The 20512-nt window shown below is 38.4% G+C and carries 21 protein-coding genes; 2 read left to right on the top strand and 19 right to left on the bottom strand.

Annotated elements, in window-relative coordinates:
• Positions 1-3 precede the first annotated feature (3 nt).
• The 7 genes from FN924_RS11510 to FN924_RS11540 all read right to left on the bottom strand — a co-directional run bounded on the left by FN924_RS11510 (position 4) and on the right by FN924_RS11540 (position 5523).
• Positions 4-846 (bottom strand): AraC family transcriptional regulator, encoded by an 843-nt coding sequence (locus tag FN924_RS11510; protein WP_143897200.1) that lies wholly within the window; start codon positions 844-846, stop codon positions 4-6.
• 377 nt (positions 847-1223) lie between these two features.
• On the bottom strand, positions 1224-1922 hold the full coding sequence (locus FN924_RS11515) for an alpha/beta fold hydrolase (RefSeq protein WP_228409431.1): 699 nt from the start codon (positions 1920-1922) through the stop codon (positions 1224-1226).
• A 28-nt stretch (positions 1923-1950) separates the two neighbouring features.
• A complete protein-coding gene (locus tag FN924_RS11520; protein ID WP_143894623.1) occupies positions 1951-2373 on the bottom strand; it encodes a DUF4181 domain-containing protein in 423 nt (140 codons plus the stop codon).
• Positions 2374-2499: 126 nt separating this feature from the next.
• Positions 2500-3216 (bottom strand): AAA family ATPase, encoded by a 717-nt coding sequence (locus tag FN924_RS11525; protein ID WP_143897201.1) that lies wholly within the window; start codon positions 3214-3216, stop codon positions 2500-2502.
• A gap of 45 nt (positions 3217-3261) precedes the next feature.
• Positions 3262-4032 carry a class I SAM-dependent methyltransferase gene (locus FN924_RS11530; protein WP_143894625.1) on the bottom strand — a complete coding sequence of 257 codons (771 nt, stop codon included), beginning with the start codon at positions 4030-4032 and terminating at the stop codon, positions 3262-3264.
• A gap of 13 nt (positions 4033-4045) precedes the next feature.
• The gene (locus tag FN924_RS11535) at positions 4046-4528 is read right to left on the bottom strand and encodes an NUDIX hydrolase (protein WP_143894627.1); all 483 of its coding nucleotides are present in this window, start codon (positions 4526-4528) and stop codon (positions 4046-4048) included.
• Between the two features lie 137 nt (positions 4529-4665).
• Complete coding sequence (locus FN924_RS11540; RefSeq protein WP_143894629.1) at positions 4666-5523, bottom strand: SDR family oxidoreductase; 858 nt, start codon at positions 5521-5523, stop codon at positions 4666-4668.
• Positions 5524-5695: 172 nt separating this feature from the next.
• Here FN924_RS11540 and FN924_RS11545 point away from each other — a divergent pair, with 172 nt between their 5' ends.
• A complete protein-coding gene (locus FN924_RS11545; RefSeq protein WP_143894631.1) occupies positions 5696-6130 on the top strand; it encodes an Rrf2 family transcriptional regulator in 435 nt (144 codons plus the stop codon).
• A gap of 56 nt (positions 6131-6186) precedes the next feature.
• Here FN924_RS11545 and FN924_RS11550 read toward each other — a convergent pair whose 3' ends face one another.
• The 8 genes from FN924_RS11550 to hemA all read right to left on the bottom strand — a co-directional run bounded on the left by FN924_RS11550 (position 6187) and on the right by hemA (position 13601).
• Entirely contained in the window at positions 6187-6657 is a 471-nt protein-coding gene (locus FN924_RS11550) for an SRPBCC domain-containing protein (RefSeq protein WP_323368604.1), read from the bottom strand.
• A gap of 326 nt (positions 6658-6983) precedes the next feature.
• Complete coding sequence (locus tag FN924_RS11555) at positions 6984-7166, bottom strand: aspartyl-phosphate phosphatase Spo0E family protein (protein WP_143894633.1); 183 nt, start codon at positions 7164-7166, stop codon at positions 6984-6986.
• Between the two features lie 207 nt (positions 7167-7373).
• Entirely contained in the window at positions 7374-8660 is a 1287-nt protein-coding gene (gene hemL, locus FN924_RS11560; RefSeq protein WP_143894634.1) for a glutamate-1-semialdehyde 2,1-aminomutase, read from the bottom strand.
• Between the two features lie 16 nt (positions 8661-8676).
• Complete coding sequence (gene hemB, locus FN924_RS11565; RefSeq protein ID WP_143894636.1) at positions 8677-9651, bottom strand: porphobilinogen synthase; 975 nt, start codon at positions 9649-9651, stop codon at positions 8677-8679.
• Complete coding sequence (locus tag FN924_RS11570; protein ID WP_143894638.1) at positions 9644-10450, bottom strand: uroporphyrinogen-III synthase; 807 nt, start codon at positions 10448-10450, stop codon at positions 9644-9646. The genes hemB and FN924_RS11570 overlap by 8 nt, the downstream gene beginning before the upstream one ends.
• A complete protein-coding gene (hemC, locus tag FN924_RS11575; protein WP_143894640.1) occupies positions 10447-11379 on the bottom strand; it encodes a hydroxymethylbilane synthase in 933 nt (310 codons plus the stop codon). Before hemC ends, FN924_RS11570 begins: the two co-directional genes overlap by 4 nt.
• Before the next feature lie 20 nt (positions 11380-11399).
• A complete protein-coding gene (locus tag FN924_RS11580; RefSeq protein WP_143894642.1) occupies positions 11400-12218 on the bottom strand; it encodes a cytochrome C assembly family protein in 819 nt (272 codons plus the stop codon).
• 18 nt (positions 12219-12236) lie between these two features.
• A complete protein-coding gene (hemA, locus tag FN924_RS11585; RefSeq protein ID WP_143894644.1) occupies positions 12237-13601 on the bottom strand; it encodes a glutamyl-tRNA reductase in 1365 nt (454 codons plus the stop codon).
• Positions 13602-13828: 227 nt separating this feature from the next.
• Here hemA and FN924_RS11590 point away from each other — a divergent pair, with 227 nt between their 5' ends.
• Positions 13829-14311 carry a LiaI-LiaF-like domain-containing protein gene (locus FN924_RS11590; protein WP_143894646.1) on the top strand — a complete coding sequence of 161 codons (483 nt, stop codon included), beginning with the start codon at positions 13829-13831 and terminating at the stop codon, positions 14309-14311.
• A gap of 60 nt (positions 14312-14371) precedes the next feature.
• On the opposite strand, the gene yihA is transcribed toward FN924_RS11590, so the two are convergent.
• The 4 genes from yihA to clpX form a co-directional block, all read right to left on the bottom strand.
• The gene (yihA, locus tag FN924_RS11595; RefSeq protein ID WP_143894648.1) at positions 14372-14953 is read right to left on the bottom strand and encodes a ribosome biogenesis GTP-binding protein YihA/YsxC; all 582 of its coding nucleotides are present in this window, start codon (positions 14951-14953) and stop codon (positions 14372-14374) included.
• The gene (lon, locus tag FN924_RS11600; protein ID WP_143894650.1) at positions 14940-17273 is read right to left on the bottom strand and encodes an endopeptidase La; all 2334 of its coding nucleotides are present in this window, start codon (positions 17271-17273) and stop codon (positions 14940-14942) included. The genes yihA and lon overlap by 14 nt, the downstream gene beginning before the upstream one ends.
• 133 nt (positions 17274-17406) lie before the next feature.
• Complete coding sequence (gene lonB / locus FN924_RS11605; protein WP_143894652.1) at positions 17407-19071, bottom strand: ATP-dependent protease LonB; 1665 nt, start codon at positions 19069-19071, stop codon at positions 17407-17409.
• A 148-nt stretch (positions 19072-19219) separates the two neighbouring features.
• The gene (clpX, locus tag FN924_RS11610; RefSeq protein ID WP_143894653.1) at positions 19220-20497 is read right to left on the bottom strand and encodes an ATP-dependent protease ATP-binding subunit ClpX; all 1278 of its coding nucleotides are present in this window, start codon (positions 20495-20497) and stop codon (positions 19220-19222) included.
• Positions 20498-20512 lie beyond the last annotated feature (15 nt).

A 20512-nucleotide genomic window follows, 5' to 3' on the forward strand; every position in this document is an offset into this window, starting at 1 on the left:
CCACTAATTTTTCGAAAGTGGTACCCATAATTCATGCCTAGGTTTATGTCCTGGTCCGTAATAGCATTCAATACAAGGTAAATTCGCTAATTCATACCCAGAGGTTGGTACCCATTCTGTGTACAAGCGTCTCCATGCATCAACAATATTAGGAAACACTGCCCATGTTGTCGGAGGGAGAATCATAGTTTCCATACCGTTTGGCGGATTTGAATCATACCGAACCCCCATCAAGTAGTCAAATTCATCATCTAATATTGCAGCTTCTTTTCCACAAACTCCAAGGATACTTTCCAACGTACATTTTGGATTCTCCCATGCCATATCCTTTAATTGTTGCAGGAGACCGTCCTTTTTGGCAGTGTTCCATAAGGTCGGTATTGTTTTAAAAGCCCTGCTTGTTTGAACAGGTTTTTTTATTCCAACAATTCTCAATTCGTAATCTAATTGCTCAATACGATATTCCATTTCCGTGTCTCCTTTTATCGAAAGCTGGAGAGAAAGTTTTGGAAAAGCTTTTAAAGAAATACCACCTTTTTTCGCAATCGAAGGTGTTATGCCATGTGTAAGTTTAAAAGCACGCGTGAAAGCATCGACAGAATCATACCCATACTTCAGTGCTACATCGGTCACACGACTACCATTTTGCAATTCAAAAGCAGCTCTCGTTAACCTTCTACGTCTTATATACTCCGACAGTGGCACTCCTGTTATGGAAGAAAATATCCTTGAAAAATGGTACTCGGAACTGTATGCAAGTTGTGCTAAAGTCTTATAATCTAGCTCCTCATCTAAATGCTCTTCTATGTAATCTAACACATTATTTATTCTCTTTGCCCAATCCATCATTCTTCTCCTCATATCCACTTTAAAATAATACATCGAATTTGACTCGACTCTTTTTTTGCCAAGAAAGGACGGATGAATCTCTTTAATCATGCCGTAGCGAAAATGTCTTTCAACGTTAAATGAACGTATCGGCCAAGACGTTATTTTCACATAGTCAAAAATTAAAGGTTGCATACTATGTAGGGGATTTTATCTAGCGGAAGGTTTCTATCCAATCTTCATATCCTTCTCTAGACAATTCTTTAAATAATCATGTGAGAAATTTTGACTCCAATGCACGTAATGTCCGCTTTTAATAGGATAAAAGGAAACGAAGTTGGTCTGTTTCATCCTTTTCTCGATATGCTTGATCGTTTGCCTATGTTCTTTTTTATTTATATTTGTTCAAATGTACCATAGAAAAGACACGTCTCGACACGAACTTGCTTTAAAAGATTTGGCAGATGAAGGTTATAATAACCTAACAATAAAGGGAGTGCATCCGATGAAAAATCCGGTGCATCTTCGATTGCTATTTTTACATAACGATTTGTTTGGATATTAGTTTGATTGCAGAATTCCATAACCTCTTTGTTTATATCTCTTCGTTCTTTCTCCTCTTGAGTAAACAACTTGGTTAGCTTATTCAAGAATCGTTCTCCAAATAAATAGACACAACTATTTAGAAAAGGAAAAGCAAAGCTATATATTCCAAATTCTGCTTTGGGAACTCTAGGATAGGGTTTATGTCCCTGATCAAGCAAAATAAGCTTCTTTACACGTTCAGGATAGTGAACTGCAAGTGCTAGCCAAATTGCTCCTCCCAATGAATGCCCAATTAATAATGCTTTAGCTATCCCTTGCTGATCTAAATAATCTTTGGCCCAGTTGGCCATGCTTATCGACGTAACTTTACCATCCATCCTTTTACTTCTTCCCAAGCCCGGTAAATCTATTAAGTGTGTTTCAAATTTGTCTTTCAAGTGTTCAGCTATGTTTAATCCCTCTTTCCCAGAAAAACCAGCTGCAGGAAGGAACAACAATGGTGTTCCAGTTCCTACCGTTTCGACGTAAAACCTATCTGTTTTTATCATAGCATCGCTCCTAGCTCGAAATGAGTTCCTAATCAATAAATCCAAAGAATTGCGTGGAAAATAAGATGGTCAACAACACAGTAACAAAGAGGAGTGAACTTAGTGTGTACAAATAATCTCTTCGATTTTTAGCATATTTGTATTCCATAATAGCTCTCACTGTTTCGGAGGCAATGAAAAACACGAAGATTAAAAACCACGGTTGCAAAAACCAATTCGAGTATGGTTGAAGAGTAAATGGATAAGATAAAATCACCATCCCTATAAACCCAATTCTAATGAACCAATCCAATTTTTTATGTCGATCATTGACGTGATTATAAGAAAAAAATTTCCTCCTTTTGACGTTCAATACTTTCCTCATGAGGGCATTAAACAAAGAGATCAACAATAAAGCAATTCCAAGTATAACGAACAACCTCGACCAAAATTCTAATCCTAAGCCATACACATAAGCCGCTCCTTCCCACAAAATCCTGGAAATTATTTCCTAAATATTATATACGGCTTCTTTAACGAAAATGTTTCACGAAAGAAACTTCAAAGACACCTGATCCAATTCGAGGGTTTTTGCCCTTCATTCTTCACGAAATAACTCGGTTAATAATTTCTCTTTTTGATTTAAAAAATATTTCGTAATTTGATAATGTTCCGTACTTTCATAATCGACACTTGTGATTTGATCATGATCAAAGCTCAGTATTTCTGCACCTGGATATCCTAGCAAGATTGGTGAATGTGTGGCAATTAGAAACTGTGCTTTTCCTTCAGAAGCTAGGTCTCGGATGATTTTTAAGAATGTTAGCTGTCTAGCCGGGGAAAGAGCAGCCTCTGGTTCATCTAATAGATATATAGCTTTTCCACCAAAACGATTTAAAAAAAGCGATAGAAAGGACTCTCCATGTGATTGGTGATGCAAAGACTTTCCACCATACGCTTCATAGTTACCTAGTGAGTCTATATGAGAAGCAAAGTTATAAAAGGACTCCGCTCTAAGAAAAAAACCATTCGTTACCTTTGGTAACCATGATAGCCGGATGTAATCACTTAGGGCAGACTCAGAGGCATGGACTTCGTATTGATTATTTCGCCCACCTCCAGCCGTATGAAAGCCACATTTATCCGCGATGGCTTCAAGTAAGGTAGATTTACCTGAACCATTTTCTCCGACAAAGAAGGTTACATGTTGATTAATATGTATTTCTTCAAGCGACTTAATGGATGGAATAGAAAATGGATAGTCATCCATAGATGGAATTTCCTCACGTAGCAATGTAATTCGTTTTAGAAACATCATGTATCACCGTTTATGAAAGTATAGTCATTCATCATAATCCTTTCATTCTATTGTTCCGTAATGAAATAAGGAGGTTTTTCTTCGGTGCTGGACAAATCCGAGGTTTTTAAAACGATCGCTTTTCCAGTGATCCTTCAGTACAACTCGTTCTCTTGCTACTCGCTTTGCTTCATGAATCAGCTCGTCGGTTAGCTCTGACTGTAATGCGAGGGTTCGAATCGCATTTATTCCTTCAGATGTCTTTACACCGGTTGTAAACATCGGGTCAAAATACACGACATCGAACGCATCATCTTCGGTTTCTTTTAAAAACCGAAGATGATCCCTATGAACGACATGTACGTTTCTCATCGCCCGATCAAAAGCATCTCTTCCACTATGAAAGGTAGATAGTCCTTCCTTCGCTAACAAATAAAGAGAGGGATTGCCTTCCACTCCAACTACCGAACCATTTGATTCGACAACTAAACTAGCAACGATACTATCCGAAGCCAATCCTAATGTGCAGTCCAATAGGGACTTTCCTGGTCTCAATCCTGCTACGGAAATAAAAGGGTCTTCCTCACCTTGTAGCAACCGCTTTGCCCTTACCATCGCAAGATTCGGATGAAAGAAAAGAGAGATGTCAGCGGATAATGGTGAAATCGACAAGCCATCTCTCCCTACTACGACAATATCTTTTTTATGTAAGTCCTTCAGCTTGGTTATGGAAATCCCGTCTCTTGACACATAGGGAATATTATATTTCTTCGCCATTTCCTTTGCTCTAATGGTCATGTCTCTAGAAGTCCGCCCTGCAGTTGTAATAATCATGTATGTACCTCAATTAATCAAAGAGTTCTTTTATATAGACAAGTGGAACTAACAAATTCTCTTCTTCCATCTCATTTAATTCGTCCTTTGAAACCCATTTAATATCCATAACTTCCTCTGGTTGGAGTGATGTTTCCGAAAGGTCCACCTCTTGATCAAATAGCCAAATATCGTTAAAGTCGTGATATTGATCCCGACGTTCGGTCTTTAACAACGTTGCATTGTTTGGATCTAAATTGACTCCAATTTCTTCTTTAATCTCTCTCAAAACACCTTGCAAACTACTTTCACCAATCATGATGGAACCACCAGGATATTCCCACAAATCACCAAATGGCTTATTAGGATGACGTTTCGTTAACAGAAGCTGCTTTTGGTTATTTCTAATCCAAGCATGTGCGACAATGTGATAATCCCCATCCTTTATGGGAACTCCTCGTTCATGTGTACGGTGTAAAAATTTTCTATTCTTATCATAAACATCCCATTTCTCCACTCGTACGCCCCTCCTCCCCCATTACCTTCCTTGTCTTATTGTAACACTTTTTCCATATTTTTAATTTATTTAAAATATAAAAAGGTCATGCTCCTTTATAAAGTGTACCCTTTGTAAAGGAGCATGACCTTCTATTCTTATTGATTTAGTAGACGAGTTAAAGCTTCCTTCAATGGTGTCTCCGGACGTCCAAGTATTTTTTCAAAATCATTACTTTCAATTGCTAGTTCTCCATTACGGATTCCTTTTTGAATTTCTACAAGCATCGGCAATATAGCCTCAGGTAAACCAGCCTGTTTCATCGTTTCTGCATATGTTTTATCATCAACATGTTGAACGGGGATATTTTTCCCTAAAATCTCACCCACCGTTTGTGCTAATTCATCTTGTGTGTATAAAGTGCCAGACAATTCATATATTGTATTATCATGTTCCGCCCCTACTAGAACAGCTGCAGTTGCTTCTGCGTAGTCTTGTTGTAACGCCCATCCGACTTTTCCTTCTCCAGCTGATGTAACCCATGGCGCTCCAGCCTGAACACCTTGAATCGTACCCAATTCATTTTCCAGGTACCAATTGTTTCTTAAGAATGAATAAGGAATGCCAGTTTTTAAAATCGCTTCCTCTGCAACTTGATGTGGGGGGGCGAGAAACATGTTACTCTCTTTAGCATTTGCAATACTTGTATAGGCTATAAATTTCACACCTGCTCGAGCCGCAGCTTCGACAGCATTTTTATGTTGTCTATTTCTCGTTTCATTATCTCCGTCTGCTGAAATAATGAGAAGACGGTCTATTCCTTTAAATGCTTTATCTAATGTTTCTGGATAGTCAAAGTCCCCTTGGCGTACTTCTATCCCCTTCGCTTTCAAATGTTCTGCCTTTTCAGGTTGACGTACACTAACTGCCAGTTGTTTGGCCGGTACTTTTTCTAATAAAATATCGACAATTTTACTCCCTAATTTCCCCGTGGCACCCGTCATTAAATATTTCACTTTTATCCCTCCGTAACTTGTAATTAAAATCATTACCTGTAACCATATTAATTACATATAAAGTAACTGTCAATTTATTCGAACTAGGATTTCGTGATTATACCTATAAAGTTCGCTATAATAATAATGTAACCAGAAAGATTTAATTCATGACAAGTTAGAAGGTGTCTTCATGTCCATAAGTAGTCGTTTTTCTGTTGGTGTCCATATTCTTTCTCTCATTGATTTCAATAAGGATGGAATCAGTTCATCGGAATATCTTGCAGAAAGCGTAAATACCAATCCTGCACTAATTCGAAAAATTAATGGAATGCTTAAAAAAGCTGGGCTCCTTGAAGTACGTCCTGGGGTGGCGGGTAGCAAGCTAGCTAAACCATTGTCCGACATTACATTACTTGATGTTTACAAAGCAGTACAAGTAGTTCCAGAAAATGAACTATTCCATGTACATGATAACCCTAATCCGAAATGCATCGTTGGAAGAAATATACAGGATACCATTATCCCAATCCTGTCCACTGCACAGCATGCAATGGAGAAAATGCTAGAAAGTGTAACGTTGGAAGATGTGGTGAAGGATATTGTAGAGAAGGATAAAGTTGATTAACATCTGACACTATGAGTAAATAAGACATTCTTACCAAGAAGAATGTCTTCCTTTCTTTATTGTTGTACGAGTATGTCCGGGTTCTGATCCTCTATAAAATATAATCGAATATGATGTTCAAGAAGTGCTTTCAAGCCACATAGGACCGCCGTAAGATTCCCCATAGAATCCATGGCCCGATTCACCGAAGCCACATTATAACTATCAAATCCGTAATGTTCAATCCTAACAAACGTATGGTTTTCCGGTTTTTCAAGAAACGTCCACTCCATAAACGTTCGATCAGAAAATTCTATTACAATCCGACGATTTACTTCTAAATCTCGAACAAATATCTTGTCCCATACGCCATTCATTTTCCATTCCCATCGTATAACCTTTCCTTTCGCTAATGTACCACTACTTTTTGTAAACCAAAATTTCGTAGTGATTTCAGGGTTCACGAAAGCATCAAATACTTCTTCAACAGGACGACGAATGAGCATTTCAGCCTGAACAACTGGGCTACTACTTTCTTGTGGATTCACCTATATCATCCCCTTTTATTCGTGATACTTCCATTTTAGCATTACATCCCTGTAAAAATTCCAACTTTTACAAAAAAGTTCACATTAAATAATGTTACGCGTCTAATGGAGCACTACATGAAGAATGCTATATAATAAATGAAGACAAGTCTCATAGAATACTACCACTATTTTATTCTGCACTGTCCATCCCCTACAGTTGATTTTCAATTAGATATCCCACAAATCCGTAGGAGTTCCTGTGTAACCTATTTATCTAAACATTGCCATAATATTGCCTCTATTTAATAAGGATTGACATTGGAAAATGTGACCCATATTCCTTTTTACACTTTACTTTCAAATTTATTAAGTAAGCAATCTAGCTGTTGGCTAACCTCTATTGTTTTCGGATGGTCTAGTCCTTTATCTTTGATTGTTTTAACCATTAAACATCTAAGTTCTTCAATATGTTTAAGTAATTCAGCTCTAGTTTCCTGCCGGTCTTGAACAGATTTTTCAGTTTTCATCTACTTATCCTTTCCATACTAGTTTTTTTATTTTGTTGATTAATAAGTTGATGTATTACTTGTCCTAACCAGAATAGTTTGCTCTTACTATACCAAAGTATGATGGAAAATAAATACAAAATGCTACGAGTTGGCCAGTATGACACAATTGCAATACCATTCCTATCAAATAAAAAATGGCCACAAGTTAAAACTTGTGGCCATTTTTTATTTTAATTTGGAAAATGCATGTCTTGCTGCTTCGATTGTTTTTTCAATATCCTCATCACTATGAGCTGTTGAAAGGAATAGTCCTTCAAATTGAGATGGTGGTAGGAAGATACCTTGTTCAGCCATTTCACGGTAATAAGCTGCAAAAAATTCAACATTTGAGTTCTTTGCTGTTTCATAATTAATTACTGGCTCTTCATTAAAGAAAAAACCAACCATCGAACCCGCACGATTTACTTGTAATGCGATTTCGAACTCTTTCGCCGCTGCTTGGAACCCTTCTATTAATCGATCTACTTTTTTATTCATATCCACGTAGGAAGATTCATCTAACGCATTAAGCGTTTCATAACCAGCGGTCATAGCTAGCGGGTTTCCTGAAAGAGTACCAGCTTGATAAATGTCACCGACTGGTGCAATTCGTTCCATAATTTCTCGTTTCCCACCATAAGCACCAACAGGAAGCCCACCACCAATTACCTTTCCTAAGCATGTTAAGTCAGGTGTTACACCAAAGTGGCCTTGGGCACATTGATACCCTACACGGAAGCCTGTCATTACCTCATCGAAAATTAAGAGCGTTCCATTTTCTTCGGTGATTCCTCGAAGCTCTTGCAGGAAATCTCCTACTGGAGGTACAACGCCCATATTCCCTGAGACAGGCTCCACGATTACAGCTGCTAAATCATCTCCGTACTCTTGGAATGCATAACGAACACTTTCTAAATCATTGTACGGTACCGTAATTGTATTTTGCGCAATGGATGCTGGTACACCAGGACTGTCAGGTAGACCGAGCGTAGCTACACCTGAACCCGCTTTTATTAAGAGGGAATCCCCATGACCGTGATAGTTACCTTCAAACTTAAGTATTTTGTCTCTTCCAGTGTAACCACGGGCCAAACGCAAGGCGCTCATGGTAGCTTCCGTTCCAGAGTTCACCATTCTTACCATCTCAATAGAAGGAACACGATCAATGACTAATTGGGCAAGCTTATTTTCCATTAAGGTTGGGGCTCCGAAGCTCGTCCCATTTTCCGTAACCTCTTTCAATTTTTCCACGACACGATCATCCGCATGTCCTAATATTAATGGACCCCAGCTTAATACATAGTCAATATATTCATTACCATCTATGTCGGTAATTTTTGACCCTTTTCCTTTACTCATAAAAATAGGATTCATTCCTACGGATTTAAACGCACGAACCGGTGAGTTCACCCCACCCGGTAATAAATCCACTGCTTCTTTATAGGCATCTACAGAATTATCATAACTACGCATGTCTACACTTCCTTTTCTATTCGCTCAACCATTTTGCTACGTCTTTTGCGTGATAGGTGACAATAATATCGGCTCCAGCTCGCTTCATCGACGTCAGCTTTTCTAAAACAATTTGTTTTTCATCTACCCATCCATTCAATGCTGCCGCTTTTACCATGGAATATTCTCCACTTACGTTATACGCTACAACTGGCACATCAAAACGGTCCTTCACTTCACGCATAATATCTAGATAAGATAATGCTGGTTTTACAATAAGAAAATCTGCACCTTCATCGATATCAGACTGTGCTTCTCTAAGTGCTTCTCTACGATTTGACGGATCCATTTGATACGTTTTACGATCTCCAAATTGTGGAGTACTTTCTGCTGCATCACGAAATGGACCGTAAAAAGCAGATGCATATTTCACGGCATAAGACATGATTGGAATGTGAGCGTAACCTGCCTCATCTAGTCCTTTACGGATCTCTGCCACAAAACCATCCATCATATTAGATGGTGCAATAATATCGGCTCCTGCTTCCGCTTGGCTGATGGCCGTTTTAACATGAAGTTTTAACGATTCATCATTTTGTACATCTCCGTCATGAATAACACCACAATGGCCATGAGACGTATATTCACATAGGCACGTATCTGCAATGGTTATAAGCTCTGGTACCTCTTTTTTAATTTGTCGAAGTGCTTCTTGTACAATGCCTGTCGAACAATACGCTTGGGAACCCACTTCATCTTTTTCTTTTGGAATCCCAAACAATAGAACAGAACGAATTCCTAAACGAACTAATTCGTTCATTTCCTCCGTTAAGTTATCCAAGGAAACTTGAAAAACGCCTGGCATAGATGGAACTTCTTTTTTTACCGTATTTCCCTCTACTACAAATATCGGATAAATTAAATCGTCCGTTGTTAGTTTTGTTTCTCTCACTAACGCTCTCATGTTTGTGGAGGACCGTAATCTACGATGTCTTTTAAATTCTTTACTCATATGTATCTATCCTTTCCTCTGAAAAGTGTTCTTCTAAAACCCTCACCATTTCATCAATAGTGAATTCTTCTGGAACTAATATACATGTAAAGCCTAGTTTCCTTGCTTCCTGTTCTGTTGTCGTCCCAATACATACACATACTTTTTCCCTCTTAATATGCTCCAGCTGTCCTTGCTCTTCTTGTAAGAATTCACAAAATGCCTGAACCGTGGAAGGACTAGTAAACGTATAAGCATCAATCGCCCCTGTGGATACTGCCTTTTGAAGAGTGAATTGTTCCTCTACATTGAATATTGTCTCATATATAACACATATTTCTACATCTATATGCTCTGCCTCCAATTGAGCTTGTACATCCTGTTTAGATAGGTTTCCATTAATAAGTAAAATTTGTATCGATGCTGTTTCATGTTGTTTCACAAATTGCTTTGCCATGCTATTTCCATCGAATTGGCTTGGCTGAAAATCAGCACGGTATCCATAGGATTGCAAGACTTGTTCGGTTTTTTTTCCCACAACCGCGAATTGGATAGACGATAATGTTTCTTGTGGAATCTGAAGCATCTCTATGTAATCGAAAAAAAACTTCACGCCATTGGCACTCGTAAAAAACACCCATGTAAACTCGTGAAGTTGTTGTAAGGTTTTTCTGTTCTTTTCTGACTCAATCCTTTTAAAGGTTAACAATGGAACGACAACAGGGATTGCACCAGCTCTTTCCATAAGATGGACCAAAGGCGGTGCTTGCTCCTTGCTGCGCGTTATTAAAATATGTTTGCCTAATAAAGGCTTGCTCATCCGTTATCGATCTCCTCGATTGCTTCATCCACAATCTCTTGAGCGCCTCTATCTTTCATGCGGTTTGCTGCTTCTTCTCCTACCGCCAATGGGTCTTTTCCACGAACCGTTTCTCTCAACACTGTTTTCCCATCCGATGTAGAAATAAGTGCAGATAAGATGACTTCATCCTTTTCTAAATAAGCATAACCAGCAATCGGTACTTGACAACCACCATTCATAAGATGTAAGAATCTACGCTCTGCAGTAACGGTTTTTGTTGTATGATCGTCTTTAATTTTTTCTAAAAGCTCTAACAATTCCGTATCGTCCTTCCGACACTCGATGGCCAACGCACCTTGTCCAACTGCTGGAACACATAAATCAGGATCTAAGAATTCCGTCACAATGTCTTCTCCCCAGCCCATACGAAGTAGACCAGCTGCTGCCAGAATGATCGCATCAAAATCTTCTTCCTTTAGTTTGCGAAGACGAGTTTCAATATTCCCTCGAATCGATTTGATGTTTAAATCGGGACGAACAGCAAGAAGTTGTGACCCTCTACGAAGACTACTTGTCCCTACAACCGCTCCTGAAGGTAAATCCATCAGTTTCACATGGTCATTGGAAATAAATGCATCGCGATGGTCTTCACGTACAGGGATGGTAGCAATCGTTAATCCTTCTGGAAGCTCAGATGGCATATCCTTCATACTATGAACTGCCATATCTATCTCTCCATCAAACATCGCTTGCTCGATTTCTTTAACGAACAGTCCCTTTCCTCCTACTTTAGAAAGCGTTACATCCAGAATGCGGTCCCCTTTTGTACTAATTTTTTTCACAGAAAAGGAGTTCTCTGCCCCAGCATTTTGTAATTGCTTAATCACCCAATCTGTTTGTGTAAGAGCTAAATTACTTTTTCTTGATCCAACTACGATTTCTCTCAATGCTCTTCCTCCCTTTCCTATTAGAAATGAAAGCTTGATAATGAACTAAATAATAAGAAATTAATTAATAAACATAAAAATGCTGCAACATTAAATAAAGCTATGGTTCGTCCTTGATAGTTTTTAACAACTCGTAAAAACAGATAAGCCATGTAAACAAGAAGAACGATTAAAGACCCTATCGTTTTTGTGTCATACCAATAAAACTCTGCATTCGATGAATAAGCCCAAACGACTCCTAACACAATGGAGATAAGTAGACTTGGTACACCTATAAAGATTGATCGAAACGATAGCGTATCCAATGTTCCTAAGTTAGATAATCTCATTAACCATTTATACCCTCTTTTTTCTTTCAATAATCGATACTGTACTAAATACATAGCGGACAGAATGAACGATAATGTAAAGAATCCATAGGACAAAATAGCTAAGGAAATGTGTGCAACTAAAAGCTCCCCAACAAGCTGCGTAATGTTGGCTGATTCATGGGTTTGCGCAGTTGCTGAAATATGAAGCATCATCACAAAAAATCCTATTAGATTTGTAAAAAAAACAATAAAGTCTACTTTAAAAAACTTATTTAATAGTAAGGAAAAGGTTACAAGAACCCACGCATAAAAGTATAACCCATCATAAACATTCAAGACAGGAAAATGGTCCCGATTTAAAACCTGAAGCAACAAAAAAATGGTTTGAGAAATCCAAACCATACTAAGTAACCAAAAGGCTACTCGATTCACCTTTTGGTTAGGTTGTACAAAATCCATAAAATAGCCAATAACACTTAATCCATATATAACGACGATAAGTTCATAAAGCCATTTAACCGTTAGCATACGGAGTATCCTTCCCGATTACAGCGTCGGTATTTCTTTTAAGAGAGACTCTTCCTTCTTCGGAAGGGTCACCACCTTTTGTTTGGTCTCGATTTGTTTTACGATTTGTTCTTCTACGAGTTCTTCAATCCCAAAAATCTCCATAAACATCGCAAGGGATTGCTCGGCATTTGGCTGCGATGCATATTCCTTTGCTTGAAGAATCGGCTGTTTCAATAGTTGATTGACAATACTTTTTGTATGTTTGCTTAACACCTTTTTCTCACGATCCGTGAGATTTGGCATTTTACGTTCAATACTGCTCATTGTTTCTGTTTGTATCGCATGCGCTTTTGCGCGGAGTGCTGAAATAACAGGAACAACGCCAAGCGTTTGCAGCCACTCATTGAATAAGACAATTTCTTCTTCAATCATTAGCTCAATTGATTCTGAAATCTGCTTTCTAGCTTCTAAATTTTCTTCGACAACACCTTGCAAATCATCAATATCATATAGGAAAACATTTTCCAGTTCACCTAGATCAGGATGAATGTCTCTTGGTACCGCAATATCAACAAGAAACAAAGGCTTCCCTTTTCTTTTTTTATAAGCAGGTTGCAATAGTTCCTTTGTTACTACATAATCCTTTGCACCAGTAGAACTGATTAAAATATCAGCATCAGTTAACGTATTACCAAGCTCATCTATCGGTACTGCAGAACCGCTAAATTGGTTGGCCAAGTTTGTTGCCTTCTCCATAGACCGGTTGACAACGGTGATTTCTCCTACACCAGATCCTTGAAGATTTTTAGCAGCCAACTCTCCCATCTTACCTGCACCTAAAATAACTACGTGCTTTTGAGACAATTCTCCAAAGATTTTTTTTGCTAATTCTACAGCAGCATAGCTTACAGATACTGCATTTTCTCCGATAGAAGTTTCTCTATGAACACGTTTAGCTAGCGTGATTGCTTGTTTAAATAATTGATTGTAAATGGTTCCCGTTGTACCTACCTCTTGTGCTAACAAGAAGGATTGCTTCATTTGACCTAGAATTTGCGTTTCCCCAACAACCATAGAGTCCAATCCACACACAACACGGAACAAATGCTGCATAGCACCTTCACTTTCGTACACTTCCAAATGTGAGGTGAAGGTTTCTTTTTCAATATGAAACCAATCCGATAAAAATTGTTTTATATAATAACGGCCAGTATGCAATTGATCCACAACTGCATAAATTTCCGTACGGTTACATGTAGAAATAATCACATTTTCTAATATACTTTTTTGATTGTTGAGGGATTGCATAGCCGTCGCTAGATCATGCTCTGGAAAGGTTAATCTCTCTCTAACTTCCACAGGTGCTGTTCTATAATTAATGCCAATTGCTAGTATATGCACACTCATCTACCCCCAAATTTCTAAAAAAATCATCAACATTTATTATAACATGTCTAATTTCCTATATTTGATTAAAATGTGAACAGATTTTGAAACAATTATGATACGATGGAATGGTTCCATGACGTTCAAAATATAGCTCGTATGTACTTTACCATAAGAAATATATATATAATCAAGAAATGAATACTAGATAATAATTATTATAATTTAATGGAGGAAACGCCTTGAAAAAGCAACATTTATTCACTGCCTATATTCTGATTGGAATTGGAGTCTACTTCCTACTTAGACAACTAAAGCTACCTTTATTAACGGATTTTTACTCATGGCCAACGTTATTAATGATTTTAGGGATCGCATTCCTCATTCATAGTTATAGTGCAAGAGATTACTCGAACATCCTACCAGGTGTCATCCTTTTAGGGATTGGAATTCATTCATTCGCGATTGCTCATTATCCCTTTTGGATCAATCATTGGGGGATGTATTTAATTATTATAGGCACTGCTTTTTTATTGAGGTATGCCAAAACTAAATCCGGATTACTTCCTGGGATTCTTTTAGTAGCACTTGGATTATTCGCCATCTTCTCTAGAAATACACCAGCTTGGTTCTCATGGATTAATCAAATCTTTCACATCTTTGAAACCTTCTGGCCGTTAACCTTAATCGCGATCGGAGTATATATAGTATTCCGGAAAAAGTAAAATACTACTCCATTACATGAAGAAAGAGTACTCACACGTGAGTACTCTTTCTTTGAATTCTTAAAGAAATTGTTGTAACACTCTCCAAGCTTCTTCTTTTCCTTCTCCTGTTTCAGAGGAGAACGGAATGACAATATCCTCATTGGATAACTGCAAGGTTTGCTTAATTTTCTTCAAGTGAGCCGCTCGTTTACTTTTTCCAATTTTGTCTAGCTTCGTAGCAATGACTACAATTGGAACCTCATAATAACTTAAAAACTCATACATGTGCTGATCATCTACAGTCGGTTCATGGCGCATGTCCACTACTAGAACTGCTGCCTTTAAATTCTCTCGTTGCATGAAGTATTCTTCAATCATTCTACCCCATGCTTCTCTTTCCTTTTTGGAAACCTTCGCATAGCCATAACCGGGAACATCTACAAAATAAAACTGTTCATTAATTTTGTAAAAGTTCAACGTTTGTGTTTTTCCAGGCTTTGAAGATGTTCGAGCTAAACTCTTCCGGTTAATCATCTTGTTTATAAAGGAAGATTTCCCTACATTCGAACGCCCAGCTAAGGCGATTTCCGATAAGAAATCACCAGGATACTGTTTTTTGGAAACAGCACTAATTACAATCTCGGCACTAGTTACTTTCATTCTTCTCCCCCGCTAATGCGTGCTCTAATACTTGATCTAAATGACTTACCGGTATAAAGGTTAAACCTTCTCGAACACTATCCGGAATATCTTCTAAATCCTTTTCATTATCTGCTGGCATTAGAATAGTTGTCAACCCTGCACGATGGGCACTTAATGATTTTTCTTTCAACCCACCGATAGGTAGCACTCTTCCGCGTAACGTAATCTCACCAGTCATTCCAACCTCTTTCTTAACAGGACGACCCGTTAGAGCGGATACAAGTGCTGTTGCAATGGTTATGCCTGCAGAAGGACCATCCTTCGGTGTGGCACCCTCTGGGACGTGAATATGAATATCGTTCTTTTCGTGAAAATCGGTAGGAATACCCAATTCTTCTGCTCGAGACCGAATATAACTAAACGCTGCTTGCGCACTTTCACGCATCACTTCCCCAAGCTTTCCTGTCAACGTTAACTTTCCTTTTCCAGGATATAACGAAACCTCAATGGACAACGTGTCACCGCCAGCAGTTGTGTATGCAAGACCTGTTGCTGCTCCAACTTGATCCTCTTCTTCCATTCTCCCGTAGCGGAAACGAGGTTTTCCAAGCAATGTCTCAAGCTGTTTTTCTGTGATGACTACACGCTTCTTGTCTTCGGAAACTATTAGCTTAGCCGCTTTTCGACATAAAGATGCAAGTTGACGCTCAAGACTACGAACTCCTGCTTCACGTGTGTAAGTCCGAATGAGTTTAAGCATGGCTTCTTCTTTTACTTGAATTTGGCCCTTCGTTAATCCATTTTCTTTTATTTGTTTTGGAAGCAAATGCTCATTGGCGATATGAAGTTTTTCCACTTCTGTATAACCTGCAATCGAAATAATCTCCATTCGGTCTAATAATGGACCAGGTATCGATCCTAAGTTGTTAGCAGTTGCGATAAACATGACTTTGGATAAATCATACGTTTCCTCAATAAAATGATCACTAAAATTACTATTTTGCTCCGGATCTAATACTTCAAGCATAGCCGAAGAAGGATCGCCTCTAAAATCACTAGCCATTTTATCAATTTCATCTAATAAAAAGATTGGATTAACGGTTTCTGCCTTTTTCATTCCTTGGATAATACGTCCAGGCATAGCTCCTACGTATGTTCTACGATGACCACGGATTTCCGCTTCATCCCGAACACCACCTAAGGAAATACGAACAAAATTCCGATTAATCGCTTTTGCAATGGAACGAGCTAGCGACGTTTTCCCTACGCCTGGAGGACCAGCTAAACATAAAATTGGTCCTTTAATAGAATTCGTCAACTTCTGTACAGCTAAGTACTCTAAAACTCGTTCCTTCACTTTTTCAAGTCCGTAATGGTCTTCATCTAGTATTTTTTCAGCATGGTTAATATCTAAGTTGTCCTCTGTTTGCTTCGTCCACGGAAGAGATATTAACCAATCCAAATAGTTTCGGATTACAGAGCTTTCTGCAGAGCTTTGTGGGATTTTTTCATAGCGATCTAATTCCTTTTTCGCCACTTTTTCGATTCGTTCTGGCATGTCGGCTTTTTCAATTCGCTCTAATAATTGACCAACCTCTCCAGACTTCCCATCTTTATCTCCAAGCTCTTTTTGGATGGCTTTCATTTGTTCACGCAAATAGTACTCTTTTTGCGTTTTTTCCATGGATTTTTTGACACGTTGCCCTATTTTCTTTTCTAAATTGAGTACTTCTTTTTCATTAGAAATAAGCTTAATCAGATGCTGTAGACGCTCTTTTATATCTTCCATCTCCAACAACTCTTGTTTATCCTTTACTTTCAAGGTGAGATGAGAAGTAATAATATCTGCTAATCGACCAGGTTCTTCAATATCTAAAACAGTAGCAAGCGTCTCTTGACTTATTTTCTTTGAGATTTTTATGTACTGTTCAAATTGCTCTAATAAAGATCGCATCAGTGCTTTTTCTTCATTTTCATCCCCGTGTACGTCCTTAAATTCTTGCACTTCAACAACAAATTGATCTTCTTCCTCAATGAATTGTACAATTTCTCCACGTGAAATTCCTTCTACAAGTACTCGAATAGTCCCATTAGGCAATTTCAGCATCTGTTTTACTTTTGCCATTGTACCGATTCGATATATGTCCTGTACTCCCGGTTCATCAACACTACTTTCTTTTTGAGCTGCTAGAAATATATGATGATCGTCCATCATTGCTTTTTCCAATGCATGAACAGATTTATCCCTACCAACATCTAAATGTAAAACCATGGATGGAAAGACTAATAATCCTCTTAAAGGAAGGAGGGGAAGTTGTGTTTTATTCGTTTCTGACATCTTTGGCACCTCCATTAACTGAACACGAAATCCATACATTAGTATGGCTCTAACCAACACTTCTATGATTTCTTTTTTACACGAGTTCTATTAAAGTGTAAAGAAAAGAGGTTTTTTTGTAAAACGTAATGATTCACACGGAATCCGCTTTTCGATTATCCAATTGTAACTTATTCGTCCGATCATACGTACCTTTTGTCCAAAGTGCATATGGTAATGCTTCTTCGAAAGTAGAAACAGGTATAATCTTTATACCTGTAATTTGCTCGAACACCTTTTGCATATTATCAACCGGAATAATGACTTGCTTTGCTCCTGCTTGCTTGGCTGCTTTGATTTTCGTTAAAACCCCACCAACTGGATTAATATCTCCATACAAGCTTATTTCCCCTGTAAATGCAGTATCATAACGAATTGGTACTCTATTAATTACGGAATAAATGGATAAAGCGATGGCAAGTCCAGCTGAAGGTCCATCAACAGGAATTCCACCAGAAAAGTTCACATGGATATCATATTGATGGGTAGGTGTTCCAATCGAACGAAGGAAGGTCAACACATTTTCACTTGATCCTTTGGCCATACTCTTTCGTCGAATAGACTTCGATTGATTTCCGAGCTGCTCTTCCTCAGCAATACCAGTAATTTTTATACTTCCACCTGTCTCGGATGGCAACGCCTTCGTCTCGATATCCAGTACTAGACCACTACTTGGACCTTGCACAGCCAGTCCATATATACTTCCAATACGAGTTCTTTCCTTCATTATAGGTTTCATATTAGGAGTTAGTCTACTTGCTTCAATCACCCACTCCATATCCGCTTGTTTAATAACCGGATCGGAAGGAGTCGTAAAACTAGAAGCAATTTGAATAAGGTTAATTGCCTCCCGACCATTTCTAGCATATATGGACAATGTATCAAGGGCTTCAATCTCAATTTGGCATTGCAGCTTGTTACTCGCTCTCTGTGCGATCTCTTTTATTTCTTCTATTTCTAAATCACGAAAATAAATTTCTAAACAACGGGATCGAATGGCTGCAGGTATCTCTTCCGGCATCCTTGTAGTAGCCCCAATTAAGCGAAAATCGGCTGGCAAGCCATTCGTAAACATGTCATGGATATGGTACGGAATATTTTTATTCTCTTCACTATAATAGGCACTTTCAAAGTGCACTTTACGATCCTCTAACACCTTAAGCAGTTTATTCATTTGAATAGGGTGTAACTCTCCAATTTCATCAATAAATAGCACACCGCCATGTGCATTGGAAACCGCCCCTTTCTTTGGCTGTGGTACACCAGCCTGGCCCATCGCTCCTGCCCCTTGATAGATAGGGTCATGAACCGAGCCAATTAAAGGATCTGCCACACCTCGTTCATCAAAACGAGCAGTTGTAGCATCCAACTCTACAAATGGAGACGTTCCTCGAAACGGGCTATCTGCTTTCTGCTTCGCCTCATTAAGTACGAGCCTTGCTGCTGCGGTCTTCCCAATTCCAGGAGGACCATAGATAATCACATGCTGTGGGTTTTTTCCACATAATGCGGCTCTCAGCGCACGGATACCATCTTCTTGCCCAATAATATCCTCAAGCTTAGTCGGTCTAATCTTTTCTGATAATGGAACCGTTAAGGAAATAGACTTCATTGCTCTTAATTTTTCTCTTTCTTTACTTGATTCCTTTTCAATCGATACTTTATTTGTACGCTGGCTACGTAGCAAATTCCAAAAGTAAAGTCCGATTACGATTCCAAAAAAAAGTTGAATTACCACGACAATACTAACAAGATTCATGTTGTACCTCCACATAACAGTCTTACTTGTCAGTATCTCCCAACTTCATTATGATAAACGAATGAATATAACGAAACTAATAATCCTCCAATCCAGCAACCGCAAAAAATCCCTTGTGGTTCTTCACAAGGGATTCCGTGATACAAATTTATGCACTTTCTTTCGGTGTCTCTTTATTTTCATCTTGAACGGTTCCGTCACGAAGCACTAGCTTTGGACGACCATTCTCAAGCAATACGGTGTCCTTTGTAATAATACATTTCTCAATATCGTCACGGGAAGGAAGTTCGAACATAACATCCAGCATAATTCCTTCGATAATAGAACGAAGCCCACGAGCACCAGTTTTTCTTTCAATAGCTTTTTTCGCTATTTCTACAAGTGCTTCATCTTCAAACTCTAGCTCAACGTTATCAATTGTGAACAGCTTTTGATATTGTTTTACTAGTGCATTTTTCGGTTTTGTAAGAATTTCCACGAGCGCTTCTTCATCAAGTGGCTCAAGGCTTCCAATTACCGGAAGTCTTCCGATAAACTCTGGAATAAGACCGAAGCGTAGTAAATCTTCTGGTAGTACTTTCGATAAAAGTTCTCCTTTATCCATATCTTGATTCACATCATCAGCACCAAATCCAATTACTTTTTTACCAAGACGTCGCTTGATAATTTGATCAATTCCATCAAATGCTCCACCACAAATAAACAGCACATTTGTCGTATCGATTTGAATAAATTCTTGATGAGGGTGCTTTCTACCACCTTGAGGTGGAACACTCGCAACCGTACCCTCTAGAATTTTCAGTAGTGCTTGCTGAACCCCTTCACCAGAAACATCTCTCGTAATAGATGGATTTTCAGACTTTCTAGCTACTTTGTCAATTTCATCGATGTAGATGATCCCTTTTTCCGCTTTCTCCACATCATAATCTGCAGCTTGAATTAATTTTAATAAGATGTTCTCTACATCTTCCCCTACATAACCCGCTTCTGTAAGAGAAGTAGCATCAGCAATAGCAAATGGTACATTCAGGATTCTAGCCAATGTTTGAGCTAATAACGTTTTACCACTCCCTGTCGGTCCAATCATGGCAATGTTACTTTTGGAAAGCTCTACATCATCTGTACCTTTTCCGGCATTAATACGTTTATAGTGGTTATATACTGCTACAGAGAGGTTTTTCTTCGCTTTTTCTTGGCCGATTACGTAATCATCAAGTATCTCGCAAATCTCTTGAGGCTTTGGAATTTCTTTGAATTCTACTTCCTCTTCATTTCCTAATTCCTCTTCCACAATCTCTGTACAGAGTTCAATACATTCGTCACAAATATAAACACCAGGTCCTGCAACTAACTTTCGAACCTGATCTTGGCTTTTTCCACAGAAAGAGCACTTTAACTGCCCTTTTTCTTCGTTAAATTTGTACATCCAATTCACCCCTCG

Origin of the sequence: Radiobacillus deserti, from assembly GCF_007301515.1 — a bacterium.
In the GTDB taxonomy this organism is placed as follows: Bacteria; Bacillota; Bacilli; order Bacillales; family Amphibacillaceae; genus Radiobacillus; species Radiobacillus deserti.

Excerpts from the sequence above, each read along its gene's own strand:
- FN924_RS11530 (WP_143894625.1), bottom strand. The coding sequence starts at position 4,032 with ATGATTATTACAACTGCAGGGCGGACTTCTAGAGACATGACCATTAGA.
- yihA (WP_143894648.1), bottom strand. The coding sequence starts at position 14,953 with ATGAAAGTAACTAGTGCCGAGATTGTAATTAGTGCTGTTTCCAAAAAA.
- FN924_RS11515 (WP_228409431.1), bottom strand. The coding sequence starts at position 1,922 with ATGATAAAAACAGATAGGTTTTACGTCGAAACGGTAGGAACTGGAACA.
- FN924_RS11570 (WP_143894638.1), bottom strand. The coding sequence starts at position 10,450 with ATGAGCAAGCCTTTATTAGGCAAACATATTTTAATAACGCGCAGCAAG.
- lon (WP_143894650.1), bottom strand. The coding sequence starts at position 17,273 with ATGTCAGAAACGAATAAAACACAACTTCCCCTCCTTCCTTTAAGAGGA.
- clpX (WP_143894653.1), bottom strand. The coding sequence starts at position 20,497 with ATGTACAAATTTAACGAAGAAAAAGGGCAGTTAAAGTGCTCTTTCTGT.
- FN924_RS11555 (WP_143894633.1), bottom strand. The coding sequence starts at position 7,166 with ATGAAAACTGAAAAATCTGTTCAAGACCGGCAGGAAACTAGAGCTGAA.
- FN924_RS11580 (WP_143894642.1), bottom strand. The coding sequence starts at position 12,218 with ATGCTAACGGTTAAATGGCTTTATGAACTTATCGTCGTTATATATGGA.
- FN924_RS11525 (WP_143897201.1), bottom strand. The coding sequence starts at position 3,216 with ATGTTTCTAAAACGAATTACATTGCTACGTGAGGAAATTCCATCTATG.
- FN924_RS11545 (WP_143894631.1), top strand. The coding sequence starts at position 5,696 with ATGTCCATAAGTAGTCGTTTTTCTGTTGGTGTCCATATTCTTTCTCTC.
- lonB (WP_143894652.1), bottom strand. The coding sequence starts at position 19,071 with ATGAATCTTGTTAGTATTGTCGTGGTAATTCAACTTTTTTTTGGAATC.
- FN924_RS11510 (WP_143897200.1), bottom strand. The coding sequence starts at position 846 with ATGGATTGGGCAAAGAGAATAAATAATGTGTTAGATTACATAGAAGAG.
- hemB (WP_143894636.1), bottom strand. The coding sequence starts at position 9,651 with ATGAGTAAAGAATTTAAAAGACATCGTAGATTACGGTCCTCCACAAAC.
- hemL (WP_143894634.1), bottom strand. The coding sequence starts at position 8,660 with ATGCGTAGTTATGATAATTCTGTAGATGCCTATAAAGAAGCAGTGGAT.